This window comes from Armatimonas rosea (genome assembly GCF_014202505.1).
In the GTDB taxonomy this organism is placed as follows: Bacteria; Armatimonadota; Armatimonadia; order Armatimonadales; family Armatimonadaceae; genus Armatimonas; species Armatimonas rosea.
Window position 1 is genome coordinate 19,674 of record NZ_JACHGW010000011.1, and the last position, 22,093, is coordinate 41,766.

Annotated in this window: 19 protein-coding genes; 12 read left to right on the forward strand and 7 right to left on the reverse strand. The window is 62.8% G+C overall.

What is annotated here, in order from left to right:
* Positions 1 to 14: 14 nt before the first annotated feature.
* Genes HNQ39_RS28830 through HNQ39_RS28845 form a run of 4 tightly spaced genes read left to right on the forward strand, consistent with a single transcriptional unit; the run spans position 15 to position 4,281 of the window.
* Positions 15 to 1,721, forward strand: a complete 1,707-nt coding sequence (locus HNQ39_RS28830) for an exosortase C-terminal domain/associated protein EpsI (RefSeq protein WP_184204073.1) — start codon at positions 15 to 17, stop codon at positions 1,719 to 1,721.
* Entirely contained in the window at positions 1,718 to 2,332 is a 615-nt protein-coding gene (gene purN, locus HNQ39_RS28835; RefSeq protein WP_184204074.1) for a phosphoribosylglycinamide formyltransferase, read from the forward strand. Before HNQ39_RS28830 ends, purN begins: the two co-directional genes overlap by 4 nt.
* A 44-nt stretch (positions 2,333 to 2,376) precedes the next feature.
* Complete coding sequence (locus tag HNQ39_RS28840; RefSeq protein WP_184204075.1) at positions 2,377 to 2,958, forward strand: helix-turn-helix domain-containing protein; 582 nt, start codon at positions 2,377 to 2,379, stop codon at positions 2,956 to 2,958.
* A 15-nt stretch (positions 2,959 to 2,973) separates the two neighbouring features.
* Positions 2,974 to 4,281 carry a TlpA family protein disulfide reductase gene (locus HNQ39_RS28845; protein WP_184204076.1) on the forward strand — a complete coding sequence of 436 codons (1,308 nt, stop codon included), beginning with the start codon at positions 2,974 to 2,976 and terminating at the stop codon, positions 4,279 to 4,281.
* A 46-nt stretch (positions 4,282 to 4,327) separates the two neighbouring features.
* Here HNQ39_RS28845 and HNQ39_RS28850 read toward each other — a convergent pair whose 3' ends face one another.
* From HNQ39_RS28850 to HNQ39_RS28870, 5 genes are all read right to left on the reverse strand, one after another.
* Positions 4,328 to 5,383: a matrixin family metalloprotease gene (locus HNQ39_RS28850; RefSeq protein ID WP_184204077.1), complete on the reverse strand. Its 1,056-nt coding sequence runs from the start codon at positions 5,381 to 5,383 to the stop codon at positions 4,328 to 4,330.
* Positions 5,384 to 5,474: 91 nt separating this feature from the next.
* Complete coding sequence (locus HNQ39_RS28855; RefSeq protein ID WP_184204078.1) at positions 5,475 to 6,656, reverse strand: DegT/DnrJ/EryC1/StrS family aminotransferase; 1,182 nt, start codon at positions 6,654 to 6,656, stop codon at positions 5,475 to 5,477.
* A 35-nt stretch (positions 6,657 to 6,691) separates the two neighbouring features.
* A complete protein-coding gene (locus tag HNQ39_RS28860) occupies positions 6,692 to 9,331 on the reverse strand; it encodes a sensor domain-containing protein (protein WP_184204079.1) in 2,640 nt (879 codons plus the stop codon).
* A 39-nt stretch (positions 9,332 to 9,370) separates the two neighbouring features.
* Positions 9,371 to 11,920, reverse strand: a complete 2,550-nt coding sequence (locus HNQ39_RS28865; protein ID WP_184204080.1) for a glycoside hydrolase family 2 protein — start codon at positions 11,918 to 11,920, stop codon at positions 9,371 to 9,373.
* Between the two features lie 52 nt (positions 11,921 to 11,972).
* Positions 11,973 to 12,716: a DUF481 domain-containing protein gene (locus tag HNQ39_RS28870; protein WP_184204081.1), complete on the reverse strand. Its 744-nt coding sequence runs from the start codon at positions 12,714 to 12,716 to the stop codon at positions 11,973 to 11,975.
* Positions 12,717 to 12,871: 155 nt separating this feature from the next.
* Here HNQ39_RS28870 and HNQ39_RS28875 point away from each other — a divergent pair, with 155 nt between their 5' ends.
* The 8 genes from HNQ39_RS28875 to HNQ39_RS28910 all read left to right on the forward strand — a co-directional run bounded on the left by HNQ39_RS28875 (position 12,872) and on the right by HNQ39_RS28910 (position 19,460).
* Positions 12,872 to 13,429, forward strand: coding sequence for a sigma-70 family RNA polymerase sigma factor (locus tag HNQ39_RS28875; protein WP_184204082.1), 558 nt, complete (start codon positions 12,872 to 12,874; stop codon positions 13,427 to 13,429).
* On the forward strand, positions 13,416 to 14,918 hold the full coding sequence (locus HNQ39_RS28880) for a hypothetical protein (RefSeq protein WP_184204083.1): 1,503 nt from the start codon (positions 13,416 to 13,418) through the stop codon (positions 14,916 to 14,918). Before HNQ39_RS28875 ends, HNQ39_RS28880 begins: the two co-directional genes overlap by 14 nt.
* A gap of 48 nt (positions 14,919 to 14,966) precedes the next feature.
* Positions 14,967 to 15,749, forward strand: coding sequence for a polyphosphate--glucose phosphotransferase (gene ppgK / locus HNQ39_RS28885; protein ID WP_184204084.1), 783 nt, complete (start codon positions 14,967 to 14,969; stop codon positions 15,747 to 15,749).
* Positions 15,750 to 15,828: 79 nt separating this feature from the next.
* On the forward strand, positions 15,829 to 16,335 hold the full coding sequence (locus HNQ39_RS28890; protein ID WP_184204085.1) for an RNA polymerase sigma factor: 507 nt from the start codon (positions 15,829 to 15,831) through the stop codon (positions 16,333 to 16,335).
* A complete protein-coding gene (locus HNQ39_RS28895) occupies positions 16,332 to 17,540 on the forward strand; it encodes an anti-sigma factor family protein (RefSeq protein WP_184204086.1) in 1,209 nt (402 codons plus the stop codon). The genes HNQ39_RS28890 and HNQ39_RS28895 overlap by 4 nt, the downstream gene beginning before the upstream one ends.
* 71 nt (positions 17,541 to 17,611) lie before the next feature.
* Positions 17,612 to 18,172: a sigma-70 family RNA polymerase sigma factor gene (locus HNQ39_RS28900; RefSeq protein WP_184204087.1), complete on the forward strand. Its 561-nt coding sequence runs from the start codon at positions 17,612 to 17,614 to the stop codon at positions 18,170 to 18,172.
* A 101-nt stretch (positions 18,173 to 18,273) separates the two neighbouring features.
* Complete coding sequence (locus HNQ39_RS28905) at positions 18,274 to 18,954, forward strand: hypothetical protein (RefSeq protein ID WP_184204088.1); 681 nt, start codon at positions 18,274 to 18,276, stop codon at positions 18,952 to 18,954.
* Between the two features lie 86 nt (positions 18,955 to 19,040).
* Positions 19,041 to 19,460, forward strand: coding sequence for a hypothetical protein (locus tag HNQ39_RS28910; protein WP_184204089.1), 420 nt, complete (start codon positions 19,041 to 19,043; stop codon positions 19,458 to 19,460).
* A 9-nt stretch (positions 19,461 to 19,469) separates the two neighbouring features.
* Here HNQ39_RS28910 and HNQ39_RS28915 read toward each other — a convergent pair whose 3' ends face one another.
* On the reverse strand, positions 19,470 to 20,213 hold the full coding sequence (locus HNQ39_RS28915) for a hypothetical protein (protein WP_184204090.1): 744 nt from the start codon (positions 20,211 to 20,213) through the stop codon (positions 19,470 to 19,472).
* 69 nt (positions 20,214 to 20,282) lie between these two features.
* Positions 20,283 to 22,088 (reverse strand): hypothetical protein, encoded by a 1,806-nt coding sequence (locus HNQ39_RS28920; protein WP_184204091.1) that lies wholly within the window; start codon positions 22,086 to 22,088, stop codon positions 20,283 to 20,285.
* Positions 22,089 to 22,093: the final 5 nt, after the last annotated feature.

Sequence of the window (22,093 nt, forward strand, 5' to 3'; positions counted from 1 at the left end):
CGTATAATAAGACCATGTCTACCACGCCTGCGTCTTTGGAAAACTCCGCTCTCGCGAAAAAGTACCAAAAACCGGCCTTCCCTTACCTTGCACCCGCCATCTTGGGGATCCTCTTTCTCCTGCTGTATGGCCTGGGAAACTGGCCGGGAATGCCGGGATTTGCGGAGGGGAACCAGTCTACCCTGGGCTTCCTCGGCTTTCGCTGGGCGACCGATCCCAGTGCGACCCATGGCTGGCTGATCATCCCGATTGCGTCGGCGGTTGTCTGGTACAAGCGTGAGAAGCTGCGCCGCATCCCGCTGACCTCCGATAAGCGCGGGCTCGGGGTGGTGGCGGTGGCGCTGCTGATGCACCTCGTGGAGAAGACCCTCGATATCAATGGCCCCTCGCCGCTCTCGATTCCGATCTTCCTCGCGGGGGCGGTCTGGTACCTCTGTGGCACGGCGTGGCTCCGCGAGCTCGCCTTTCCCATCGCCTACCTGACCTTCTTCCTCCCCATCCCCGGCGGCCTGACCCAGCCGATCTCCTTTCCGCTGCGCCTGATCGCCACGGGAGGGAGCAAGTGGATTGTGGAGCACTTCTTCCACCTGAGTATCGCGGGCTCTGGGATGGACATGGAGTTTCCCTTCCTCAAGACCGGCGAGACCGTGCGCATCAAGATCGCCGACCCGTGCTCGGGGATTCACTCGCTCATGGCCATCAAGGCGCTGCACGCGATCACGGCCTACATCTCCCGCCTGAAGCTCTCCTGGAAGTGGGTGCTGTTCTGGCTGGCGCTGCCCATCACGCTGGCGGCCAATGTCATCCGTATCACGCTTCTCTTGCTGGTCTGCTCCTACTACGACCCCAAGTTCGGCCTGGGGACCTTCCACGATGCATCGCCCTACCCGCTCTTTATCATCGTGCTGCTCCTGCTGGTCTCGATCGGCCGCTTCCTAGAGCGCGTCTCTGGCGGCGAGAAGTGGTGGAAGGCGCGCCACGAAAAAGAGCAGGCGGAGTGGGCTGCAAACCCCATCGAGACGCCCTGGCGACGTGAGGGGCCAACACCCAAACTGGCCCTCCTTGGGGGGATGATGGCCGGTGTTCTGGTCGTCTCGCTCTTTGCCTCGGTGCGGGCGCAGTTTAAAGCCCCTGTCGCCGATGTCCGCCAGATCGCTCCCGAGAAGGGGCGCTGGACAAGCCCCGGTGGCGATATGTCCGACCCCGCGCTGGCCGAAGCGGACTCGTACCTGATCCGGGACTACCTGCGCGACGACGGCCAGCACGTGCAGCTCCTGGTGGTCTACCGCCGCTACGGTCGCCGCGAGTTTGCTCACCGCCCCGACCAGTGCTTCCCCGCGGGCGGCTATGTCGAGCTGAAGAAAGACAACACCACTCTCGCGTGGGCCGGCCGCGACGACAAGGCGGTGCACATGCTCTTTGACGGGAGCAAGGTGGAGCTGAGCACCGGACAGAAGGGCCTGCCGACGACAACCGTGAGCTACTTCTTTGTCTCGGGGAACCGTAGCGAGTCGGACTTTATGCGCCAGCAGCTCATCATGGCGACCGAGCGGCTCTTCCCCAATAAGAACGGCTGGACCTTTGTCCGCCTCGTGAGCCCACGGGTGACCACCGACGACGATGCGCTGGCGGCACAGCAAGAGTTTATGAAGACATTTGAGAGCGATATCCGCAAGGTGATCACCACCGACCCGGAGACGGCAGGGAAAGAGGGCGCGTGAAGCTGGCGGTGTTTGTGGGGACAAAAGGGCGGGGCTCGAACCTGATGGCGGTCCACGCCGCCACCCAAGACGGGCGGCTCGCGGCGACAATCCGCTTGGTTGTCGGGACGAAAGACGATGCACCAGCACTGGTTCGCGCCCAGGAAGCCGGGATTCCTGTCGCGGTGGTGCCCACGGGGGACGCCTACGAGAGCCGCTTGCTGGCGGCCTTGGAGGCGGCTGAGATCGACACGATCGCGCTGGCGGGCTACTTGCGTAAGCTCCCCGAGGCCGTGGTCGAGCGGTTTCGGGCACGGATTGTCAATGTCCACCCCGCTCTCCTGCCGTCTTTTGGGGGAAAGGGCATGTACGGCCACCATGTCCACGAGGCGGTGGTCGCCTACGGCTGCAAGGTCAGCGGCTGCACGGTGCACTTTGTGGATGCCGAGTACGATACCGGGCCGATTCTGCTCCAGCGCACGGTCGCGGTGCTCGACGACGACACGCCGGAGTCGCTGGCGGCACGGATTCTCCCGGAGGAGCACGCGGCCTATGTCGAGGCACTCCAGCTAATCGCAACCGATCGCGTACGCCTCGAAGGGCGGCGGGTTCGGATCGCTCAGACTGTCTGACTTGATTGACACCGAGAGAGTGATCGGCTACACTGGCCGGGTATATGGACCCACAGACGCTCGGTGCTCGAATCCAGCGCATTCGACAGCGCCAAAACTTCTCCGTTCGTGATCTCGCGGAGAAAGCCGGAGTTAATAAGAACACGATCCTTCGTCTGGAGAAAGGCCTGACCCCCTCCTACGCGACGCTCAACCGGGTGTGTGAGGCGCTGGGGGTGCATGTCGCCCAGCTGACCCAGCCGGAGCCGGAAGAGGAGCAGACAATCGCGCTCCATGCACGGGCCGAGGAGGGACGGGAGCCGCTGGCCGCCGATGAGTCGGTACTCCTCTCCGCGCTGAAGTGCCGCCTCCCCGGTGGCCGGATCAACGCGGCGATCATGGAGCTCTACGGAGAGAGCGAGTCGATCACACACCCAGGTGAGGAGCTGGTCTTCTGCCTGCGTGGCTCGGCGCGGGTGACAGTCGCGGGGCGCACGTACGAGCTCGGTGAGGGCGATGCCGCGACGTTCTGGAGCGCGGAGCGGCACTCCTACGGCCCTGCGGAGGACGCCACGGAAGAGCAGCTCCCGGTGATTTTACTGATGGCTTGGGTCGATGCCCGTGAGGGTGAGACGACCCGGCCCTGAGAGGAAAATAGCAATATGGCACTACTTCAAGCACTCTTGCTGCCCATCGCACTGATGGCACAACAACAAGGCCAGCGGGTTCCCCCCGTGGCACAGGCACAGCTCACCCAGCAGCTCGATGGCGCAAGGGCACTCGGCTACTACCCGATCCGCGCCGAGCTCACGGAGACCAAGTCTGCTGGCGTCACCAAGGAGCCGACCTACGCCGGGAAGCCACGCTACACCGTGATCAAGCTGGGCAGCGGCCCCAAGGCAGACCATGTGGCGGTTGTCGATGAGCCTGCAGGCGGGGAGTTTAAGATCTACTTCGATGCCAATGGCAACGGCGACCTCACCGACGATGGCGATGGCAAGTGGGTGAAGAAAAACGAGGCACAGGGCCGGACGGTCTATGGGGTCAATAGCTTTGTCGCCAAGGTCTCCTACGCGGGGCGAAACAATCAAGAAACTACCGCAGACTATGGGCTGGGACTCTACCGGATTGTCTCGGCTACCCCTCAGAACTATCTTCTCTACTACCGCGAGACCGCTCGGGTTGGGGAGCTCAAGGTGGGGGACAAGACCTACAAAGTGACCCTAGCAGAGAACGATGCCGACGCGCTCTACAACAAGCGCATCAACGACGACGGCAAGCCGGTGAACAACCGCGGGGAGCTCCTACCAGATACCACGAAGCAAAACGATGTCTGGCTCGTGCTTGAGGGCGAGGATAAGAAAAAACAGCGCGTCGATGCACGTGCCCCGTTTTTGCTGGATGGCAAGGTCTACGAGGCGCGCCTCGGGGCCAATGGGGAGCGTCTCTCGCTGGTCGCCTCCGAGCGAAAGCCCAAAAAACTTCCCGTTGCCGCGGAGCGCAAGCCGCTGCTGGCAGTCGGAACGCCCGCCCCCGACTTCACGGTCATGACCCTGGAAGGGAAGCCCATCAAGCTCTCCGATCTGCGTGGCAAGACGGTCGTGATGGACTTCTGGGCGACCTGGTGTGGCCCGTGCATGCAGACCATGCCCCATATCGAGAAGACCTGGCAGAAAGTTAAGGGCCGCAACGATATCACGGTTCTTGGGGTCTGTGTCTGGGACGATAAAGCTGCCTATGACAAGTGGGTGCCGGAGAACAAGGCAAAGTTTAGCTTCCCGCTGGTCTTTGATCCCGCCGCCAAGGACAACGCGAGCTCGATTGCGAGCAAGCTCTACAATGTCAGTGGCATCCCAACCACCTACATCATCGACAAAGACGGCAAGATCGCCGCGAGCTTTGTGGGCTCCAAGGACATCCCTGAGGGTGTCGAGCCCGCGCTGAAGAAGCTCGGTGTGTCGCTCGACTAGGACAAAAGAAAACGGCCCCAGGAGCACCGCTCCTGGGGCCGTTTTTCTATCTCAGCCGAACCCCGCACGAGAGGGTCTGCACGGTGGTCTTGCCGCTACTCATCGCGCGGCTGACCGGCACCTTGCGCCCGTCGTAGATGCTGGAGTAGAGGTTCATCATGGTGTTGATGTCCCGCACCGTGATGGTCAGCGAGTCCTCCCCAACAATGGCGTGCATGATGTCCGCAGGATCGTCGCTGTGGCCCTGGACGCCGCCGCCGTTGATGCCGAGGGCGTGTCCGAACTCATGGGCCGCAAGCGCCGTGAACCCGAGCCGGTTGGTATTCGAGTTCAGCACGGGAACCTTGGTGGGGTCGAAGGTAATGACGGCCTTCAGGAGGGGCTTTGGCAGACTCAGCGCCGATGCGGTCGTGGTGGTCTGGGCGAGAAAGCCACTGGCATCGCCCATCTGTAGGACGATGGTCGCATCCGCTTCCTGGGTAACCACGGTGTAGGTGATCCCACTGCCCAAGGCGTTCATCCAGCGGTCGATTCCGTCAAGCATCGCCGCTTTGTAGTCGCTGGCGACACTGGCGGCGAAGAAAACCTTCAGCGGGAGCTTGTCGGCGGGCCAGAAGAAAGCGTCGATCTGGTTGTAGTTGGGGGTGAGCTGCCCAGTGCGCACTCCTGCCGGCCCGTAGAGCGCGGTCACGGTGTCGCCGTTGGCGAGCTCACTGGGCAGCGTGCTGATTGTCGCATTCGTGCTGAAGTTTGTCCCATTGCGCTGCCAGGCAACAAAGGCCTTGTCGCCGTAGCTCGCGGGAGCACTGAGGAGGTTTGACCCGACGAGCGCTGTGGTAACGGTCCGTGGGGTTCCTGGCACGAAACTACTGCTGGTCCCATTGACTCCCAGGGCCACACTCCCACGGGAGCCGGTCACCGTGAGCTGGAAGCTACGGGTCGGGACCGGAGAGGGCGTGGGCGAGGCGACAGGAGCAGGTGTCGGGGTCGCCGTCGGGGCGGGTGTCGGGGTTGCGGAGCTGCCCGCGCTCCCGCCTCCACAGCCCACGAGAGCGACAGTGAGCGCAGAAAAAACAACAAGTAAGGGTAGATAGGGACGCATAGGGTTCTCCATGGAATTGACAGGTTCAGGCCTCTCGTAATTGTATTATGCCGCTTTTGCCCCGTTTTCCTAGACCTAGATAGGTGCATTCCTAAAGGCTGGCACGGCCCTCCCAGAGGTCTTGGGCAATTGTCGCGATCTGGGCTATCTGCTCGGGAGCGGCGAGCAAGACACTTTGTTTGATCCAGCACCCCTCTTTCCTACTGACTCGCTCCATCACGGGGCAGCGCTCGCGGTGGGTCTCGGGGGAGGCATAGCCGGCGGCACTCGCGCTCCAGGGGCCAAAGCGTCTTTCGGCAAAGACCGGCCAGTCGTAGAGCGGGGCGGTGTAGCCAGGCTGCACGGGGACACCGGCTGCGTTCATCGCCGCCACGAAGTTTGCGCGTGGCACGCCCCAGGCGGATTCGTCGTAGCGGAAGCAGTAGAGATGGTAGCCATTGGTATCGCAGCCAAGCTCCGTACGAGGGAGGGGACGAATACCTGGGATCTCTGCCAAGAGAGAGTCGAGGAGCTTTCCGTTGGAGTCCCGTTGGGCGGCCTGCTCCGGGAGGCGGGTGAGCTGTGCGCGCAGGAGAGCGGCCTGGAGCTCGGTCATGCGGTAGTTGCTGCCCAGGATCTGACCCTCCGAGCCCCGTCCCCAGTCCGACTGGGACCGAACCCGCCGGTAGAGGGGCTCGTCGTTGGTCACCACGATCCCCCCCTCGCCGCAGTTGAGGTTCTTGCTCGCCTGGAACGAGAAGCACCCGACGTCCCCGAGCCCCCCGACTTTACGGCCACGGTAGACACTGCCATGGGCATGGGACGCGTCTTCGACGAGCGCGAAGCCGTGCTGCTTGGCGATCTCCGAGAGAGCATTCATTTCGGCGGGCATCCCCCCTAGGTGCACGGCGATTATGGCCTTTGTTCGCGGTGTGATCGCCTCCACCACGCGCGCCGGGTCGAGGCAGAACGAGTCGGGGTGGATATCGACAAAGACCGGAACCGCGTTGCACTGCACCACCGCGCCGACGGTTGCCACAAACGTATAGGGGGGGACGATCACTTCGTCGCCCGCAGCGATCCCCAGCGCGAGGAGAGCGAGCTTGAGCGCGGTCGTCCCACAGGGGGTCGCGACGCCGTAGCGGCACTCTTGGTAGGCGGCAAACTCCGTCTCGAACTGCTCCGCCTCGGTGCCGGTTAGCCGGCCCCAGTTGCCACTGCGGAGCACACGGAGCACGGCCTCTTCTTCGGGCGCACCAAAGATCGGCCACTCGGGCCAGGTAATGGGGTTCATGGCGCTCAGTTCGCCAAGTGTTACGCAAAAACCTCTCAGGCGGCTCTGCGTTGGAGAAGCTCCCCCTGATTCGCTAGTGTCGGATAGCTCTTGAGAAATGCATCGGCTTGTGCTAGCCCCATAGGACGCCCGAGGTGGTACCCTTGCCCATTGTCACAGCCCAGCTGCCGGAGCAGGGTGGCTTGTTGCTCATTCTCAATGCCCTCTGCCGTGACCTTCATCTGCTGGGAGCGGGCGAGGGCGACCACGGCCTTGATGATGGCCTTGTCCCCACGGGCCGAGCGGCTGTGGGTCTTGGTGTGGTCGGTGAGGCGGTCCACGAACATACGGTCGATCTTGAGAATCTGGATGGGGAGGCGGGAGAGATAGGCCATCGACGAGTACCCGGTGCCGAAGTCATCGATGGCGAGCTGGATTCCCAGAGCGGAGAGGGTATCGAGCATCGCAAGATTTTGGGCGGAGTCGGTCATGAGCACGCTCTCGGTGATCTCCAGGGTGAGTGCGGAAGCGGGAAGCCCACTCTCTTTTAGGATCTGCTCCACCTGCTGGGCGAGCTTGGAGTCGCGGAGCTGGAGGGCGGAGAGGTTGACACTCACCCCGACCGGAAATCCCTGACGGTGCCAGGTGCTCGCGGTGGCACAGGAGCGGCGCAGCAGCGCCATTCCAAGCGGTAGGATGAGCCCCGTCTCCTCCGCGACCGGGATGAACTGCGCGGGAGAGATGAAGCCGCGCTCGGGGTGTTTCCAGCGGGCGAGCACTTCAAAGGCGAGGAGATCGTGGGCATGGAGCAAGAAGATCGGCTGGAAGTGCGGCTCGATCTCCTCATGCTGTAGGGCGCGTCGCAGCTCGATCTCCAGCTCAAGCCGCGAGTGTGCGGTGACCTCGAGGCTGTCCACAAACGGGGCGATCTTCCCCTTGCCACTGCGCTTGGCATGGTACATCGCCATATCGGCGCGGCGGAGAAGCTCGGTGGGGTTGCCCACGGGCGCGCAGGCGACCCCAACACTAGCCGAGAGAATAAAGGTGCGACCGTCTATCTCCAGCGGGGCACTGAGCTGCTCCAGAAGGTGCTCGCTGAGCACCTGAACCACACTCTCGTCGAGGGGCTCGGGGAGCAGGACCGTGAACTCATCGCCCCCTAGGCGCATGAGCTCGGCCTGCGGAGGGGCCGCGGCCCGGAGCCGCTGGGCGACCTCTTGGAGTACCTTGTCACCCACCAAGTGGCCCAGGCTATCGTTGATTACCTTGAAGTTGTCGAGATCGAGAAAGAGCAGAGTCGGGCTTGCGTCAGGAGACCCCAGGAGCGTCTCCAGGCGCTGGAGCAGGGTCAGGCGGTTTGCCAGCCCTGTCAGGGGATCGTGGTGGGCTTGGTAGTGGAGGACCTGATCGGCGACATGGCGCTCGGTGATATCGACACAGACCCCGACCAGCTCCCAGGCACCTGGTCCCGTGCTCTCGATGCGCACATCTTCGCGGAGCCAGCAGATCTTCCCGTCTGCGAGGGTAATGGCGTACTCTTGATGGTAGGACGGGTGTCCTCCCAGGAGTGCCTGGACGGCGAGCTGGTCGGTGAGGGCGCGGGTCTCCGGGGTACGAGCCGAGTAGAAGTCGTCGAAGAAGTTGGGGTGGGAGCGTGCGATCGGAAGCCAGCGCTGGGCGGCGTCTTCGTCCAGGACGCCAACCTCCCAGAGGAAGAGCCCGTCGCGGAGGGTGACATGGGCCTGCCAGAAGAGGGCACAGGCGCTGGTCATCATCTGGCGCTGGCGCTGCTCGGCGCGGTGTGCCTCGGTCCGATCCAGGCAGACCCCCACCAGGAGCCACTCGTGCTCGTGTTGCGGGATCAGCTGCACACTCTCATGGAGCCAGCGCATGGTCCCATCGTTGAGCAGGATAGGAAACTCGTGGGAGTGGTGCGGTTGGCCCTGCTCGAGGGCGGCGATAAGGTCCCGTTGTCCCTCCTCGCGGCTCTCCAGGGGACGTGCAAGGTGGAGATCGACACCGTAGGGGTTGTTCCCATGGCGTGGGATGGGGAGCCAGCGCTGGGCCGCCTCCTCATCGACAACCCCACCGGTGTGCCAGACCAGAAAGTGCCCCCGCTCCAGCGTCCCCTGGCTCTTCGCAAGAGCTGCCGTGTGCTCGTCGGTGACCGGCCGAAGCTCGGCGCGTGCTTGCCAGATCAGGCAGTGGGCGCTCTTCATCAGAAGGCTGAGGCGCTCCTGGGCCTGCTTCTGCTCCGTGATATCGACACAGACCCCGACCAGGCTCCACTCGTGGTCGTGGACTCGGTGGACCTCGACTGTCTCCAGTAACCAGCGCACCCTACCATCGGCAAGCCGAATACGGAACGCTTGGTTGTAGTGGGGGAGTCCTTGGCTGAGTGCCTCGTGGGCGCGGCGGTCTAGCGCCGCTTGCTCCTCTGGAAAGCGGGCGGCGTTGAGCACGTCAAGGAAGCTTGCCCCCTCCGGGCGCTCTAGCGGGAGCCACTGCTGGGTCGCCTCGTCGGAGAGGAGACGGATATCCCAGTGAAGGTAGAGCCCCTGGTCGGCGTCGTAGAGCGGCGCATTGGTATTTTTCCTAGGGAGGGCACGCACGACTGCCTCCCAGACCAAGCAACGGGCGCGCGCGAGAACACGCGGCAGAGCGGTCGAGGAGTCAAGTGCAGGGAGAGTACTCATACAGGTGCCGTCAGGATTGTCGGCACCTATCGAGATATTCTAGAGAGAGCGGAGGCGCAGGCGGGGCGCGAGCTGGGCGAGGCTCAGGCGATCGGGGAGCTCGCTGACCGCAATGGTGCGCGCCTGACCAGGGGCGAGGAAGAACCCATTGTCTGAGAGCTTCGGTTGTACCGAGACCCCCTCGAAGTGGAGGGTCACAAAGGCGGCAAAGCGCTTGGCCTGCACCGTGATCGCGTGCGCGGCGACATGTGTCTGGAGCCCGGGGTCGGCGAGGCGCAGGTCCTTGGGCTCAGCGAGAAGCAAGAAGCTCTCCGCCGCGAGACCGCTCTCGGGCGTAAAGGTCGCGTGGACAAAGACATCGCTGCCCGCATCGGCGATAAAGCTGGGGATGGGCAGGGTCAGGAGCGCCCCGGACGCGGCGTTGGCCGAGACCGTCACCCGCTGCTCGGCCATGGAGACCGCCTCGCCCTCAAAGGTGAGTAGGTCCAGGCGGAGCTGTCCGGTCAGGGGGACGAGCGTATCATTGACCAGGTGCGACTCGATCACGCGGCCGACACGGCGTAGGGAGAGCAGTATGGGGGCGTAGGCGCGCTTGATGGCGTAGTAGGCCAGCTTGGGCTCGCCGCCGCTATCGATCACCGACCAGGAGTGGGTCGGCCAGCAGTCGTTGAGCTGCCAGAAGAGAGTCCCCCAGCAGTGCCCCTTACGCCGTCGCCAGTGCTCGATTCCAAAGGAGAAGGCCAGCGCCTGATTACACTGCCCGTAGTAGACCAGATCGGAGAAGCACTGCGGCTCGGGGAAGTGCATCTGGATAAATCCCAGGTAGGTCTCGTAGCCCTTGCGGGTCTTGTCGTGCCAGCGTGAGGCCAGCGAGCGCACCGAGAGCTCGTCGGGAGCGAGGGAGCGCTGCCAGGTCGTGAGGCCGGCGGGAGCGGCGAAGCCAAACTCACTGGAGAAGCGGGTATCGCACTTCTCGTAGTTGGTCCAGTCGCCGTTGGAGCCGGGCTCTTTGGAGTGCCAGACATTCCAGTAGTGACTATCGCCCATCGTCTCATCGCGGCAGTCGGTGCCGCCGTAGGGCGAGTTGGGCCAGTAGGGAACCTGGGGATTTTCGTGCTCCAGGACACCCGGCAGGGTCTCCAGAATCAGCCTCTCCCCGTAGAACTTGGTGGCCTGTGCCGCGCCGGACCAGCGTCCTTGGTGCAGCTCGACATTCTCGTTGCCCCCGCACCAGAGCGCCAGGCTGGGGTGGTGCCGGAGGCGGCGGATATTGGCGATTGCCTCGGCGCGAACACTCTCCACAAACAGCGGGTCGTCGTCGGGGTAGGTGGCGCAGGCAAAGGCAAAGTCCTGCCAAACCAGGATGCCGAGCTCGTCGCAGAGGCTGTAGAAGTCCTGCGACTCGTAGAGCCCACCGCCCCAGACCCGGAGCATGTTGAAGCCCGCATCGCGCGCGGCGGTCAGGCGCTGACGAAGCCGAGACTTGGTGATGGTCGTGGGGAGGCTATGGTCGGGGATCCAGTTCGCGCCCTTGATAAAGAGCGGCTGGCCATTGACCTTGAAGAGAAAGCTCTCCCCGGCGGCGTCTTTCTCGCGCACCAGCTCCAGCTCACGGAAGCCAATCGAGGCCGCGATCCGGTGGATCGGCTCAGGCTCCTCATGGGGATCGTCGCTGATCGAGAGCAGGCGGAGGTTGAGTAGGTGGCGCTTGCGCGGCCCCTCGACTCCATGGGGGTTCCAGCGCTCCGTGACAAAGCTACGGATGTGTAGCGGGACCGTGTACTCGCCCGCGGGGCCTTCGAGTACGGTTGAGGGGGTCGTGTCCCCCGATGCAAAGATCACGGCCTTGACCGTGAGCGGCTGGCTATCGTACTTGCGGAGGGTGATGGCGAAGTCGATATCGACTACGCTGTTGCTGATGAACTTATAGTCCAGCTTCCAGTGGAGGATCTCGGCGACTGCGACCGTCAGGAGCTCGACCGGCCCGTGGATGCCGCAGGAGACCAGCTCGGGGCCCCAGTCCCAGCCGAACATGTACTGAGGCTTGCGCACGAAGGCGCGGGGGGGGAAGTTAAAGTAGGTCGTGGTCCCGCGGTCGGACTTGCCCTCACCGATATAGGCCTTGGCCCGCTCCTGTCCGGCCCGGAGCGCGGAGTCGAACTCGACTCGGAGCTCGTTCTCACCCTCACGGAGCTGCTCGGAGACATCGAAGCGCCAGGCGCGGTGGTAGTTGTCGGCCTGCCCGAGGTACCTACCATTGAGAAAGACACGCGCCAGCGTATCGAGGCCGTGGAAGTGCAGGAAGTGCTTGCCGTCGGTGCCGCGTGCTGCGAGGCGCTCGGCATCGACAAAGAAGCTCGTGCGGTAGGTCCAGTTGGACTCATCGACCCAGCGCGCACCCCACTCCGCCAGGCGGCCAAACGGATCGCTGATCACCCCGGCCCGCACGAGATCGGTATGGACATGACCAGGGACTGTTGCCGGAAGCCAGAGCTTCTCGGGCTCGTTGTAGGGGGGGAGCAGGTCTTCAGCGGCACGGCGCTCGGCGAGCTCCCAGCCAGAGTCAAGGAAAGTAGAGATTGATTGCATAAAGCGGCCCCTGCGTTGTACCCGACACAGGGGCTTTCTTCAAGTCGGCGCCCTAGAACTTGGTGCCGATTCCAAAGATCAAGCGGCTGGTGCTCTTGGGTGTCCCCGCCGCAGGGATGCTGGTATGGTCCGTGATGTAGCGGATATTGGCGTAGAAGTTCCCCGCCAGTGCCTGATCCAGGCTAAACTGCGCCACATAGTAGTTGTCGCTGGTCTTGGAGAGGTTCGGGTAGATCGTAAAATCGTTGGTGAAGTTGGTTCCCTCCCGTAGCTTACGGGTGTAGTTGTAGCCAAACTGGCCCGAGAACTTATTGCTCACGGCGCGGCCCTTAAAGTCCTCCCGAATCCCCGCCACACCGACACTGGTCTTGAAGCTCATGGCATCGGTCTTGCGCACGAGAACTCCTAGGCCCGCACCGACAATGGAGCGCAGGTTGAGCTGCTGGATCTTATCGGTCTGGAGGCGGGCATTGACAAAACCATTGGTGCGCTCGCCGGTCTTGAAGCTATGGTTGGCATTGGCGATCCAGGAGTCGTCGGTGGTGGTAAAGACCGCCCCGGCAGTGCCTGGCTTCTGGCGGGCATTGACATAGGTCTGGTCGATGGTAGTGGTGGCGGTCTTGGTCTCGCGCTTGGCCGTTCCGAAGACCGTCAGGCTGCGCGTGTTGGCTGCCGTGTTGATCTGGGCAAAGTTCAGCGCGATATTGCCGTGCCAGCTAGGCGGCACATCTGCAGCGAAGCTCGCGTTGGCGGAGAGTGTGAGTGCCATGAAAAAGACAATAGAGGAAAGTCGCATAATTAAAGTCTCCCAAAAGTGCCCGCTTGGGTCGTCCCAAACAAGCGTCGGTAGGCAATATATCAAGGTTTTTTCGCTCCGTAAAATAACCAGGTGACTATATTTTAAAACCCGCGTAAAATCTGGGCACTCGTGGCAAAGGATAGACTGGAATGGTGAGAAAGGCACTCTGGACAGCACCCGTCGTACAGGCAACGACCCCGACAGAGCTTCTGGATCGCTATTTTCCTTTGGTTTTGGGCTATGTCTCTGCGCGGCTGGGGCCGGGGCCGGAGGCAGAGGATACTGCTATTGCCGTTTTCGGGGAGCTCTGTCTTCATCCTAAGCGCTTGCCAAACTCTACCCCGACCGAGGCCGACGACCCGGCGCGTGCCTACTTGGTGGGAATGGCCCGCCGCAAGGTCGCGCTGGTGCTGCGGCTGCGGGGGCGCCGGCGGGAGCAGCCCCTTGAGGAGCCGGTTGTCTCTGTCTCGGTGGCAACTCCCGAGAGCGCCGCGCTAGGGGGGGAGTCTCAGGAGCAGCTCCGTGCCGCCCTCGCCCGCCTGCCCGAGCTCCAGCGTGAGGTGCTCCTGCTCAAGTACCGGGAGGAGCTTAGCCTGATCGAGATTGGGCAGGTGCTGGGAAAGAAGCCCAACGCAGTGGGGCAGCTCCTCCACCGTGCCCGAGAGGCCCTACGAAAAGAGGTAGGAGATTATTTTGATGACCGACGATAACCTACACGATGCCCTCACGGGGCTCTACCCAACCCCGCCGATCTCGCCCGACCTCGCCGCTCGTGCGTTCCAGGCAGCGACACGCCGCCACAAACCCCGTGTCTGGCCGGGGCGGCTCGCGGTGGCTGGGCTTGCGCTCACGGTCTGGGGCGGGGTGGCGCTGGTGAACCGTGTTCGTCTGTCACAGCTCTACCTAGAACTAGAGAGTGCGACTCCACGAGCCGAGGCGGTGCTGGCGCAGGAGACCCTGCCCACGGGCGAGCAGCAGCTTGTCTACCTGCGTCCCAAAGACGGCTGGAGCCTCGCGCTGGGAGACAACGCGGTCTCCGAGACAAAGGGAGAGACGACCCTAACCTACTACAAGCCCTGGAACTGGCTGGTGCGGACCAAGGAAATAAAATCGCGCTCCCGAAAGCTGGGAGGCATCTATCCGCCCGGCTTCTGGCTCCGTCCCACTGTGGTGCTGAAGACACGCAAGATCACGGCGCAGGTCGACGAGCTGAGCATGGAGTTCACGGAAGGCATCAACCACCAGCGCCACGTTTTCTGGTACGACACCCGCGACCACTTTATTGTCCGGGACGAGACCTACGACATGGCGAATCGTTGGCTCATTCACCGTGCGACCTCGGAGAAGATCTCGGTTGCGGCTACCCAGAAGCAGCTGAGTGCGTTTCTACCCAAGCCGGCGCCCAAGGTGCTGGACCGTGCCACGTACCGAAAGGGGCTTCTGCAGCTCGCGGGGGAGACCTTTCCTGTGATGGGAGACAAGGCAGGGCAGTTCAATCTGTTGCAAGCCAGTCTCAATGACAAAGGGGAGGTCTTTCTCCTGGTTCGCAACTACTATTTTCAGATCACCGGTGCGGTGGACGATACCGGCAGGCGCTATGTTTTCTGCCCAACCTATCCGATTAGCCGTGGCTGGTTCGACGGCGAGTCACGCGATGCGAGTGTTTACTGGCTGATCCCTCTCGATGAGTCCGCCCCTCGCACCGCGCCGAAGTCGCTGACTCTGCTGAGCAACAATCGCCAGGAGGCGGACTTCTGGACAGCACGCACCCGCGCCGTGACCATTCCGTTTCCCACCGCAAAATGTCCGGCTCTGCCCGAGTGGACTGTCGCACTGGACTCTGTCCCCCAGAGCCCACGACAGCTGGAGACGGCCCGACTGCTGGCCCGTGGCAATGAGGCATTCTGGGACAACCACAGCACCCCTGAGACCCTCCAGCGCTGGTACGAGCGGCTCGTGCCACACGCCAAGGCGGGGGAGCCTATGATTCCGCTAATGGCGCAGATCTGGCTCTCCCGCCTCCAAGCCGAGACCGGCGATGCTAAAGCCTCTTATGCCACTCTGGCAAAGGTGGCACATCGCGAAGCCTTTCGTGGCGGTGAGGCGCTCCAGTATCACTACGGCACGGTGAAGCGCTCGCCACGCTGGCGGGCTGCGACCAGTGACCTCTGGAAGGCGGTTGGGCTTCCGCTCGATTAAGGAGGATTTAAATCCGCTCGTGCCGAAGATATCGTTTTGGAGGACACTATGGCGCGACGCGCAGCAGCAACAACGGCACCGGCAAAACCGACGGTTATCTTGGGCATTGACATTGGGGGAACGGGGATTAAAGGCGCCCCGGTGGACATCACGACGGGCGAGCTGATCGGGGAGCGCTTCCGCCTGGAGACCCCGCAACCCGCAACCCCCGAGGCGGTGGTCGCGACAGTTGCGGAGGTGGTCAAGCACTTCGACTGGCACGGGCCGATTGGGGTGGGCTTCCCTGCGGTCGTGAAGTACGGGACGGTCTCCACCGCAGCCAATATCGACAAGAGCTGGATCGGAAAAGATGCCGCTGGGATGATCGCGGAGGCGACGGGCTGCTCCCCGGTTGCCATCGGGAACGATGCCGATGTCGCGGGCCTGGCCGAGGCGACCTTTGGCGAGGGAAAAGGCAAGGGCGGCCTGATCTTCCTCTGTACGCTCGGCACCGGAATCGGCACCGCGCTGATCCTTGATGGGAAGCTCATCCCCAATACGGAGCTGGGACATATCGAGCTCAAGGGAATGGACGCCGAGACCTACGCCGCCGAGTCGATCCGGGAAAAAGAGGACCTCTCCTGGGAGAAGTGGGCCAAGCGCGTCAACCGCTACCTGACTGCCATCGAGAATCTGTTCTGGCCCGATCTGATCATTGTCGGGGGCGGCGTCAGCAAGAAGGCCGAGAAGTTCTTCCCGCTTCTCTCCCTGAGAACCCCCGTGGTTCCCGCCGCGCTCCAGAACGAGGCCGGCATTGTCGGGGCCGCTCTCTGGGCCGCCGCGCGCCTGTAGCGCCGTCTTTGGGCCTGGTCAGATAATTTATCGGGCTCGGCCCAACCAAAAATCAAGGGACTGCTACTCTATTGCTAGCATGAAGCACTCGCCCGAGGATGTTCCTTCCTTTTCGTGCCTGTATGAGCGGTACGGGCGCGATGTCCTCGGGGTGCTTCTGCGCCTCACGAACGGCGACCGCGCGGAGGCGGAAGACCTTACGCAGGAGACATTTCTTGCCGCGTTCAAGGGGCAAAAAAACTTCTCCGGCCGTGTCCCGTTCCGTGCTTGGCTCGTGGGAATCGCGGCGCGGCGGTGGCGCGACAGCCGCCGCCGGCCCAAGCCCGCAACGACACCCCTCACCGAGGACCCCCCAAGTGTCGTGCTCATGGACCGTGCCATTACCGATCGAGTCGCTCTTGTCTCCGCGCTGGGGCAGCTTCCCGACGACCAACAGACCGCGGTCTTACTGGTGCTGGGGCAGGGGCTAACCTACCGCGAGGCGGCGGAGGCGCTCGGTGTTCCCAGCGGGACCCTCAAGTGGCGCGTCACCGAGGCCCTCCGGCGGCTCCGCCCGTTACTCACAGACGAAGGAGAGAGTCAATGAAACACCACCTCCGCGACGAGCAGCTTGTTGGCCTTGCCACGGCGCGCCTTCCACGCCTGTCCGCCTGGCGCTGTCAGCGCCATGTGGAACACTGCGCGGCGTGCCAAGAGCGGCTGGAATCGCTGACACAGCTTGCTGGGCTCGTCCGAGATACCTACGCAGTGGCTCCCAGCCTCGCTTTGGACCAGCGGATGCAGGCAAGCCGACCAAGCCGACCGATGATCCGGCCGACGATATCACTCGTACGTCTTCCCGCACCAATCGTCGGAACGCTGCTCGGACTGGTTGTGGGGCTGGTCTGTCTCCAAGGGGTGCCCAGCAAGGAGTACTATGCCGAGACCTCCGTGACCTTCACCCAGGCACCCGAGATCTTTCCTGAGCTTGCGGAGCCACTCCTGAAGGCACGCCGCATTGAGGATGACACAGATGGAGATATTCAGCTTCATAGAGAGACAGCGCCATCCCACTGGCAGGTGACCTTTGGTATCCATGCCAGCGATAAAGAGTATGCTCAGGAAGCGCTGGCGAGCTGGTTAGAGTGCATCGAAAACCCGACGCCGATTCTAGGACGCTGGAAACAGAGCGTTGCCAAGGTGACCGTTGTTGAGCGGAGTGTGAAGGGGAATCGCCTCCTTGCCTTCGTCGTCATGGGCTTTTTCCTGGGAGGCTTGTTGTCACTCCTGCGCATTGTTGCCCCATGGATACCCGGAGGAGTTATCGGCTGTACCATTGTCGCCTTAGTCCTTGGCGTACAAGCGGGGAAATGGCAAGGGGGAACCTGGCAACCGCAGTATCTGGTGACCCAATCGGTTGCCTTCCAAGCCAAGCCCGGCCTGTTCCACGATGACCCCGCCACCGAGTCTTACCTCTCCACCGAGTCTCATTTCCTACGGGGTTACGTGAGTGAAACCGCCACACGAGCCGGCCTCCCTGCGGTGTCTCTGTCTCCCCTGAGCACCGAAAAAGAAGGAGAGGAGGTTCTGGAAACGTATGCGCCGACTCCCGCCTCGGGCGGCGCAACGCTGGATCGGCTGATTGCCGCTCTCAATGCGTCTAAAGTAAGTAAGGCTCTAGGGTACTCTTTCAAGCCAGGGAAGCGAGTCGCGACTCTTGAGCCCGGCCCCTTTCTCTTTCAGTCCTGGGTCGCGGGGATTATTACTTGCCTGGTATCGGCTGCCACCCTGCTGACGGCCCGCCGAAAATAAATTCTTGTGGCTCCGATAGTTTTTTGGCGCTCGTGCGTGATAGGAACCAGAGAACGCAAGAGATGATGAGGGTGCTTCCACAACTTCGCCGCACACACGAGCCTGCTCTTACCCTGGAGCAGCTCTCGGAGTGCTATCTTACCCTCGTCTATCGCTACCTCTACCGACGGCTCGGCCCTGCTGAGAAGGCAGATGCCGACGATCTCACGGCGCAGACCTTTCAAGCGGCGCTCCGTGGCCTGCACCGGCTCAAGAAAGACACCGATCCCTATCTCTGGCTCCTGGGGATCGCCCGTCGGGAGCTGATCAACCACGCACGCCGGCAAAAGTACCGCAAGACAGAGCCGCTGGACACTGCTCCGGAGCCGCTGGCAATAGACCACTCGCCCGAGTCGGTGGCGCTGGGGCAGGAGCGGCAGCGGCAGCTCTGGCGGATCTTGGACAGCCTCGCCGCCGACCAGCGGGAGGCGCTCCTGCTCCAGCACCTCGACGATCTCTCCGTCGCCCAGATCGCCCAGGTGCTGGGAAAGACCCACGCCGCCACCAACTCCCTGCTCCAGCGAGCACGCCAGAGTGCACTCGCCCGTGGGGGAGCCTATTTTCTCGACGATGAAACGGAGACAATGTCATGAGCGAGCGCCTCAAAGCCTGCTTCGAGAGCCCCGAACCCTCCGATGACCTCCGGCGGCGTGTCCGCACACTGCCTCAAAAACCGAAAGGGATAGCCCCTCCTATGCAGCTACGCATCTTTACCGGAATTGCTCTTGCCATGGTCCTCGGCGGAGTTATCATCAACCGCACGCACCACCAGGAAACGGGGCTTCTCCACCGGCACCGCGAGGTCTATGGCATGCCCATGGGGAAGCGCAAGGTGACCATCTACACGGTGCACCAAAACGCTCACGGTGAGATCTTGGTGATCTACTCTGCGGGAAAGACCCCCGACGATGCCCTTGTACCGGATGCAAACGGTGTCCTGCGTGTGATGGATAGCTCGACACGTACCCAAGACTGGCAGTTCGTTTTCTACGATAACCAAAAGCGCGAGGCAAATACAACGGTTCATCTCCCGTTTCGGGGGCACTGGGGAGTCGATACCAAGATCGTCCCCGAGCGCATCGCCCCTGATGGCACGAAGTACGAGGCGATCGCCTTCCGTCTTGATGGCCCCCCGCAGCTTCGTTATGATGTCGAGTTCCGCTGCATCGACGAAAACCTTCATGGCGAGGTGCTACGTAAGGCTGCACAGCAGGGATATGATAAAGCCTCGCATGCCTATACCAGCTCGATGGTCTGGTACCAGGAGACACCAGACTCCTGGAGTACGGAGCGCGTGCCCGCCGCTTGGACGAAATACGGCGTGGATGTCGCGGAGGCGACCCGGCAGCTGGAAGCGTTGGACCACCCCCGCTAGGTTTGATGTTGGCTCTACTGGGGACGTGTCCTGCTTTTGAAGTCTGGTGGGGTATAGAGGAGTCCAACTCCACCAGAGGAAAGTGTATGCGTCCCATCTTCGTTCTGTTTTTGTTGCTGATTAGTAGTCTCGGAGCCCAGGCACGGCTACCAAAGGAGGGGAGCGGCGAGGCTGCAACCCTCGTCACAGGGTTGTTCTCGATTCCTAGCGTCCTTGCCAGTGGGCTGAATGCGGCTCCCGATGGCTGGTTTGGACACGCCAACACGAGCCGGCGGTGGCGCAGTGAGCTGGGAAAAGGAGCGGGGGGTGTTCAGATACTGATCGGGGGCTTGATGCTTCTCGGAAAAGAGAATGCAAATGGGGCACTCAACCTTGCGGTGGGGGGGCTGAGTTACTACATGGGTAGGCAGACGGAAAAGCGCTTGGCGTTCCGCGTGTCCCCGATCCCAACAAGCCTGGGCCGTCAGGATCGAGGACTGAGCGTGGGCGTCACACTTCGGCTCTAGCCCACGGAGCTACTGCGGAGGGATCGTCGTGGACTTGCTCATGCGGACCGCGATACTGGTATTGCCGCCGTCGTTGTTGACCATGACATCCGCGTTCATCGGGACGCCATCAGGGCCGGGGAGCTGGACCTTGTAGTTACCGCTGGGAATGTTCTTCAGGTCGGTGACCCCTAGTTGCTTCATCAGGAGATCGGTAATATTGGCACCGCCAAAGGGTGCCCCGCCCGCGGCTCCCGGTGCGCCGAAGGCCATCATGGGCTTTTGCGGGTTGCTGAGGATGTAGTAGGCCTGGAGGTCGAGCTTCTGGATCAGAGGGTTGGCCTCCGCCTGGGTCATGAGACGGCCCATCACCTCGACCATGCCCGGCTTCGAGGTCCCCACTTTTCCGCCAAAGAGGCTCGCTTGAGCCAGCGCATAGCGGGAGAGGTTGTCTGCGGCGTAGCGCTTGCCTTCCTGCGGCTTGGGCAGGTAGAGCTTGGCCCACGCGGCACCCTCGGGGAGCTTTCGGAGCAGGGCATCGAGCTGCTCCTCCAGGTTCGCCGCAGTGGTAGGCTTGGCAAGCGCCGGTGCCTTGACCGTCGCGAGGCTAGAGTCCACCAAGACATTCTGGCCGCTGTCCTGGGCGAGCTGGCGCACGATCACGGCAACCGCGACCTCACGCTCGGCCTTGGCGCGGGTTCCCTCGGTGGCCTGCTGGGCGTGGGCGAGGGTGGGGGCCAGCAAGAGGGCACTGGCGAGAAGAAGTGTTTTCATCGATTGAGTTCTCCAAAAGGGTTGTGACATTACCCCATAAGACGATAGGTAGCAAGGATTCCGCGAAGGCTATTTCAGGTAGCCGTGGTAGACCCCGAGCCAGTAGCCCAGGAGCCACGCCCCGGGATCGTCGGCGCCCGTGCCATTGCCACCGCTATCTGCCTCCCAGTAGCAGGCGTTCCACCGGGAGACGCGCCGCTCGGCGGGGGAGAGCACCCGGTCGGTCTCCATCCGGTTTCGGCCACCGCCGGGCGCGATCCGCAGGGTGACATCCATGCGGGTGCTATTGACCATCGCCCACTCGGTCTGCTCCAGAGGCCAGTCCTGGAGGGTGAGCAGGGCGCTCTCCACATCGCAGGGATTGCCGGTGAGGGCGCCGTAACTGAAGTTGTAGAAGGGGCTCGCCTCGGCCTTGATGGTCTGCTCGGTCAGCGACGGCTCCCAGGTCTTGGCGAGGCTCTGGGCGAGGATCTGGCGACGCGCGGGGTCTCGTTCCAGGAGCATCAGGGGGTAGTACGCCAGGTACGCGAGCTCGTCGTCGCTGTGGTTGAGCTTCCACCAGGGATTGTTGCGGCGGTAGTTGAGGACATTGAGCAAGTAGTGGTGGTTGTTGATCAGGTCCTCGTAGGCATCGTTGTAGCGCTTCTCGCCGGTCAGGTGGTAGGCCACCTTCAGGTGCGAGAGGATCTCCAGCGAGTTGAGGCCGCGCTCCTCTTTCCAGCGGGGGCTATCGTTCATGAGGGCGGGCTCCCAGTGGCCCCAGCGGGTCGGCCGGGTCGTGTGGTCACAGAGGGTGTAGCCATGGTCCAGGATGTGGTCGGTGACCCGCTTACAGGTCGCCGCGATCCGCTTCTTCTCTGCCGCATCCGCGACGTGCTCGGAGTAGAGGTACCAGGCAAAATAGTGCCCGTCGATCTCGTCGCTGGACGTATCCCCCTTCACCCAGACATTCTTATCGACAGGCGAGCGGAACCAGATCAGCGCCGTCTCGCCCGGCGCATTCACGCGGCCATTGGGATCGAGCCCCGTGACCCCCGCTTTGAGCTCGTCGTCGGTGACGGTCGCGCGGGCGGGGAAGCCCTTGATCCCGGTCAGGCGCTCCAGCTCCAGCAGGGCGTGGAGCGACTTCTGCGCCAGAGCCTTGGCCGCGGGGTCCTTGGTCGCGCCGTAGCGCAGGCACTCCGCCCCCAGATAGACCGCAGTCCAGAGGCCATCGTTGTCGCTCGCCTCATGAAACGTACCCAGCTCCGGCTTTCCCGCTACCTTGTAGCTGCAGTTGGAGATATAGCCGCGCCGGTTGTGGTACTTGGCCGTGATGTCCTCAAAGTGCGCCGCCTTCTCCGTGAGTGTCATCGGCTTCTCTTCCAGACAGGCAAACCCCTTGTCGGTCTCCACCCAGCAGCGACTCTTCGTGTCGCACCAGACCCGCTTGACCGAGTCGCTCGGTAGCCAACGGCGGCTGGCAAAGTAGCGGAACTTGCCCGCCCGGAGCCGCCAGGCACCCCGTCCCGTCCCGCCCCAGAGATCGCCGTTGGGGGCAAGCGCGATACTGGTCATGCGAATCTGTGGCATGCCATCTTTGTGGTCGATCGGCTGCCACCAGTCTTTGCCGTTGGTCACGATCACCCCAAACGTGGTCGCCAAGTACCAGTGCCCCTTGCCATCGGAGATCGTCTGTACCACCTCCGTGTCTTCGTCGATCTGCGGCTGGTGCGGCTTGAACTGCGTGGGAAGCTCGATCTGGACTGCCCCCCGGCCCCCGTCCAGCGGGGGAGCTTTGGGAGCATCGGCGGGGAGCGTGTCGAACTGGCGAGAGAGAAGCTGGCCGTAGGTAGCAGCGGGCGCGACAATGGCGGCGGGCGGGGGAAACAGCATTGCGA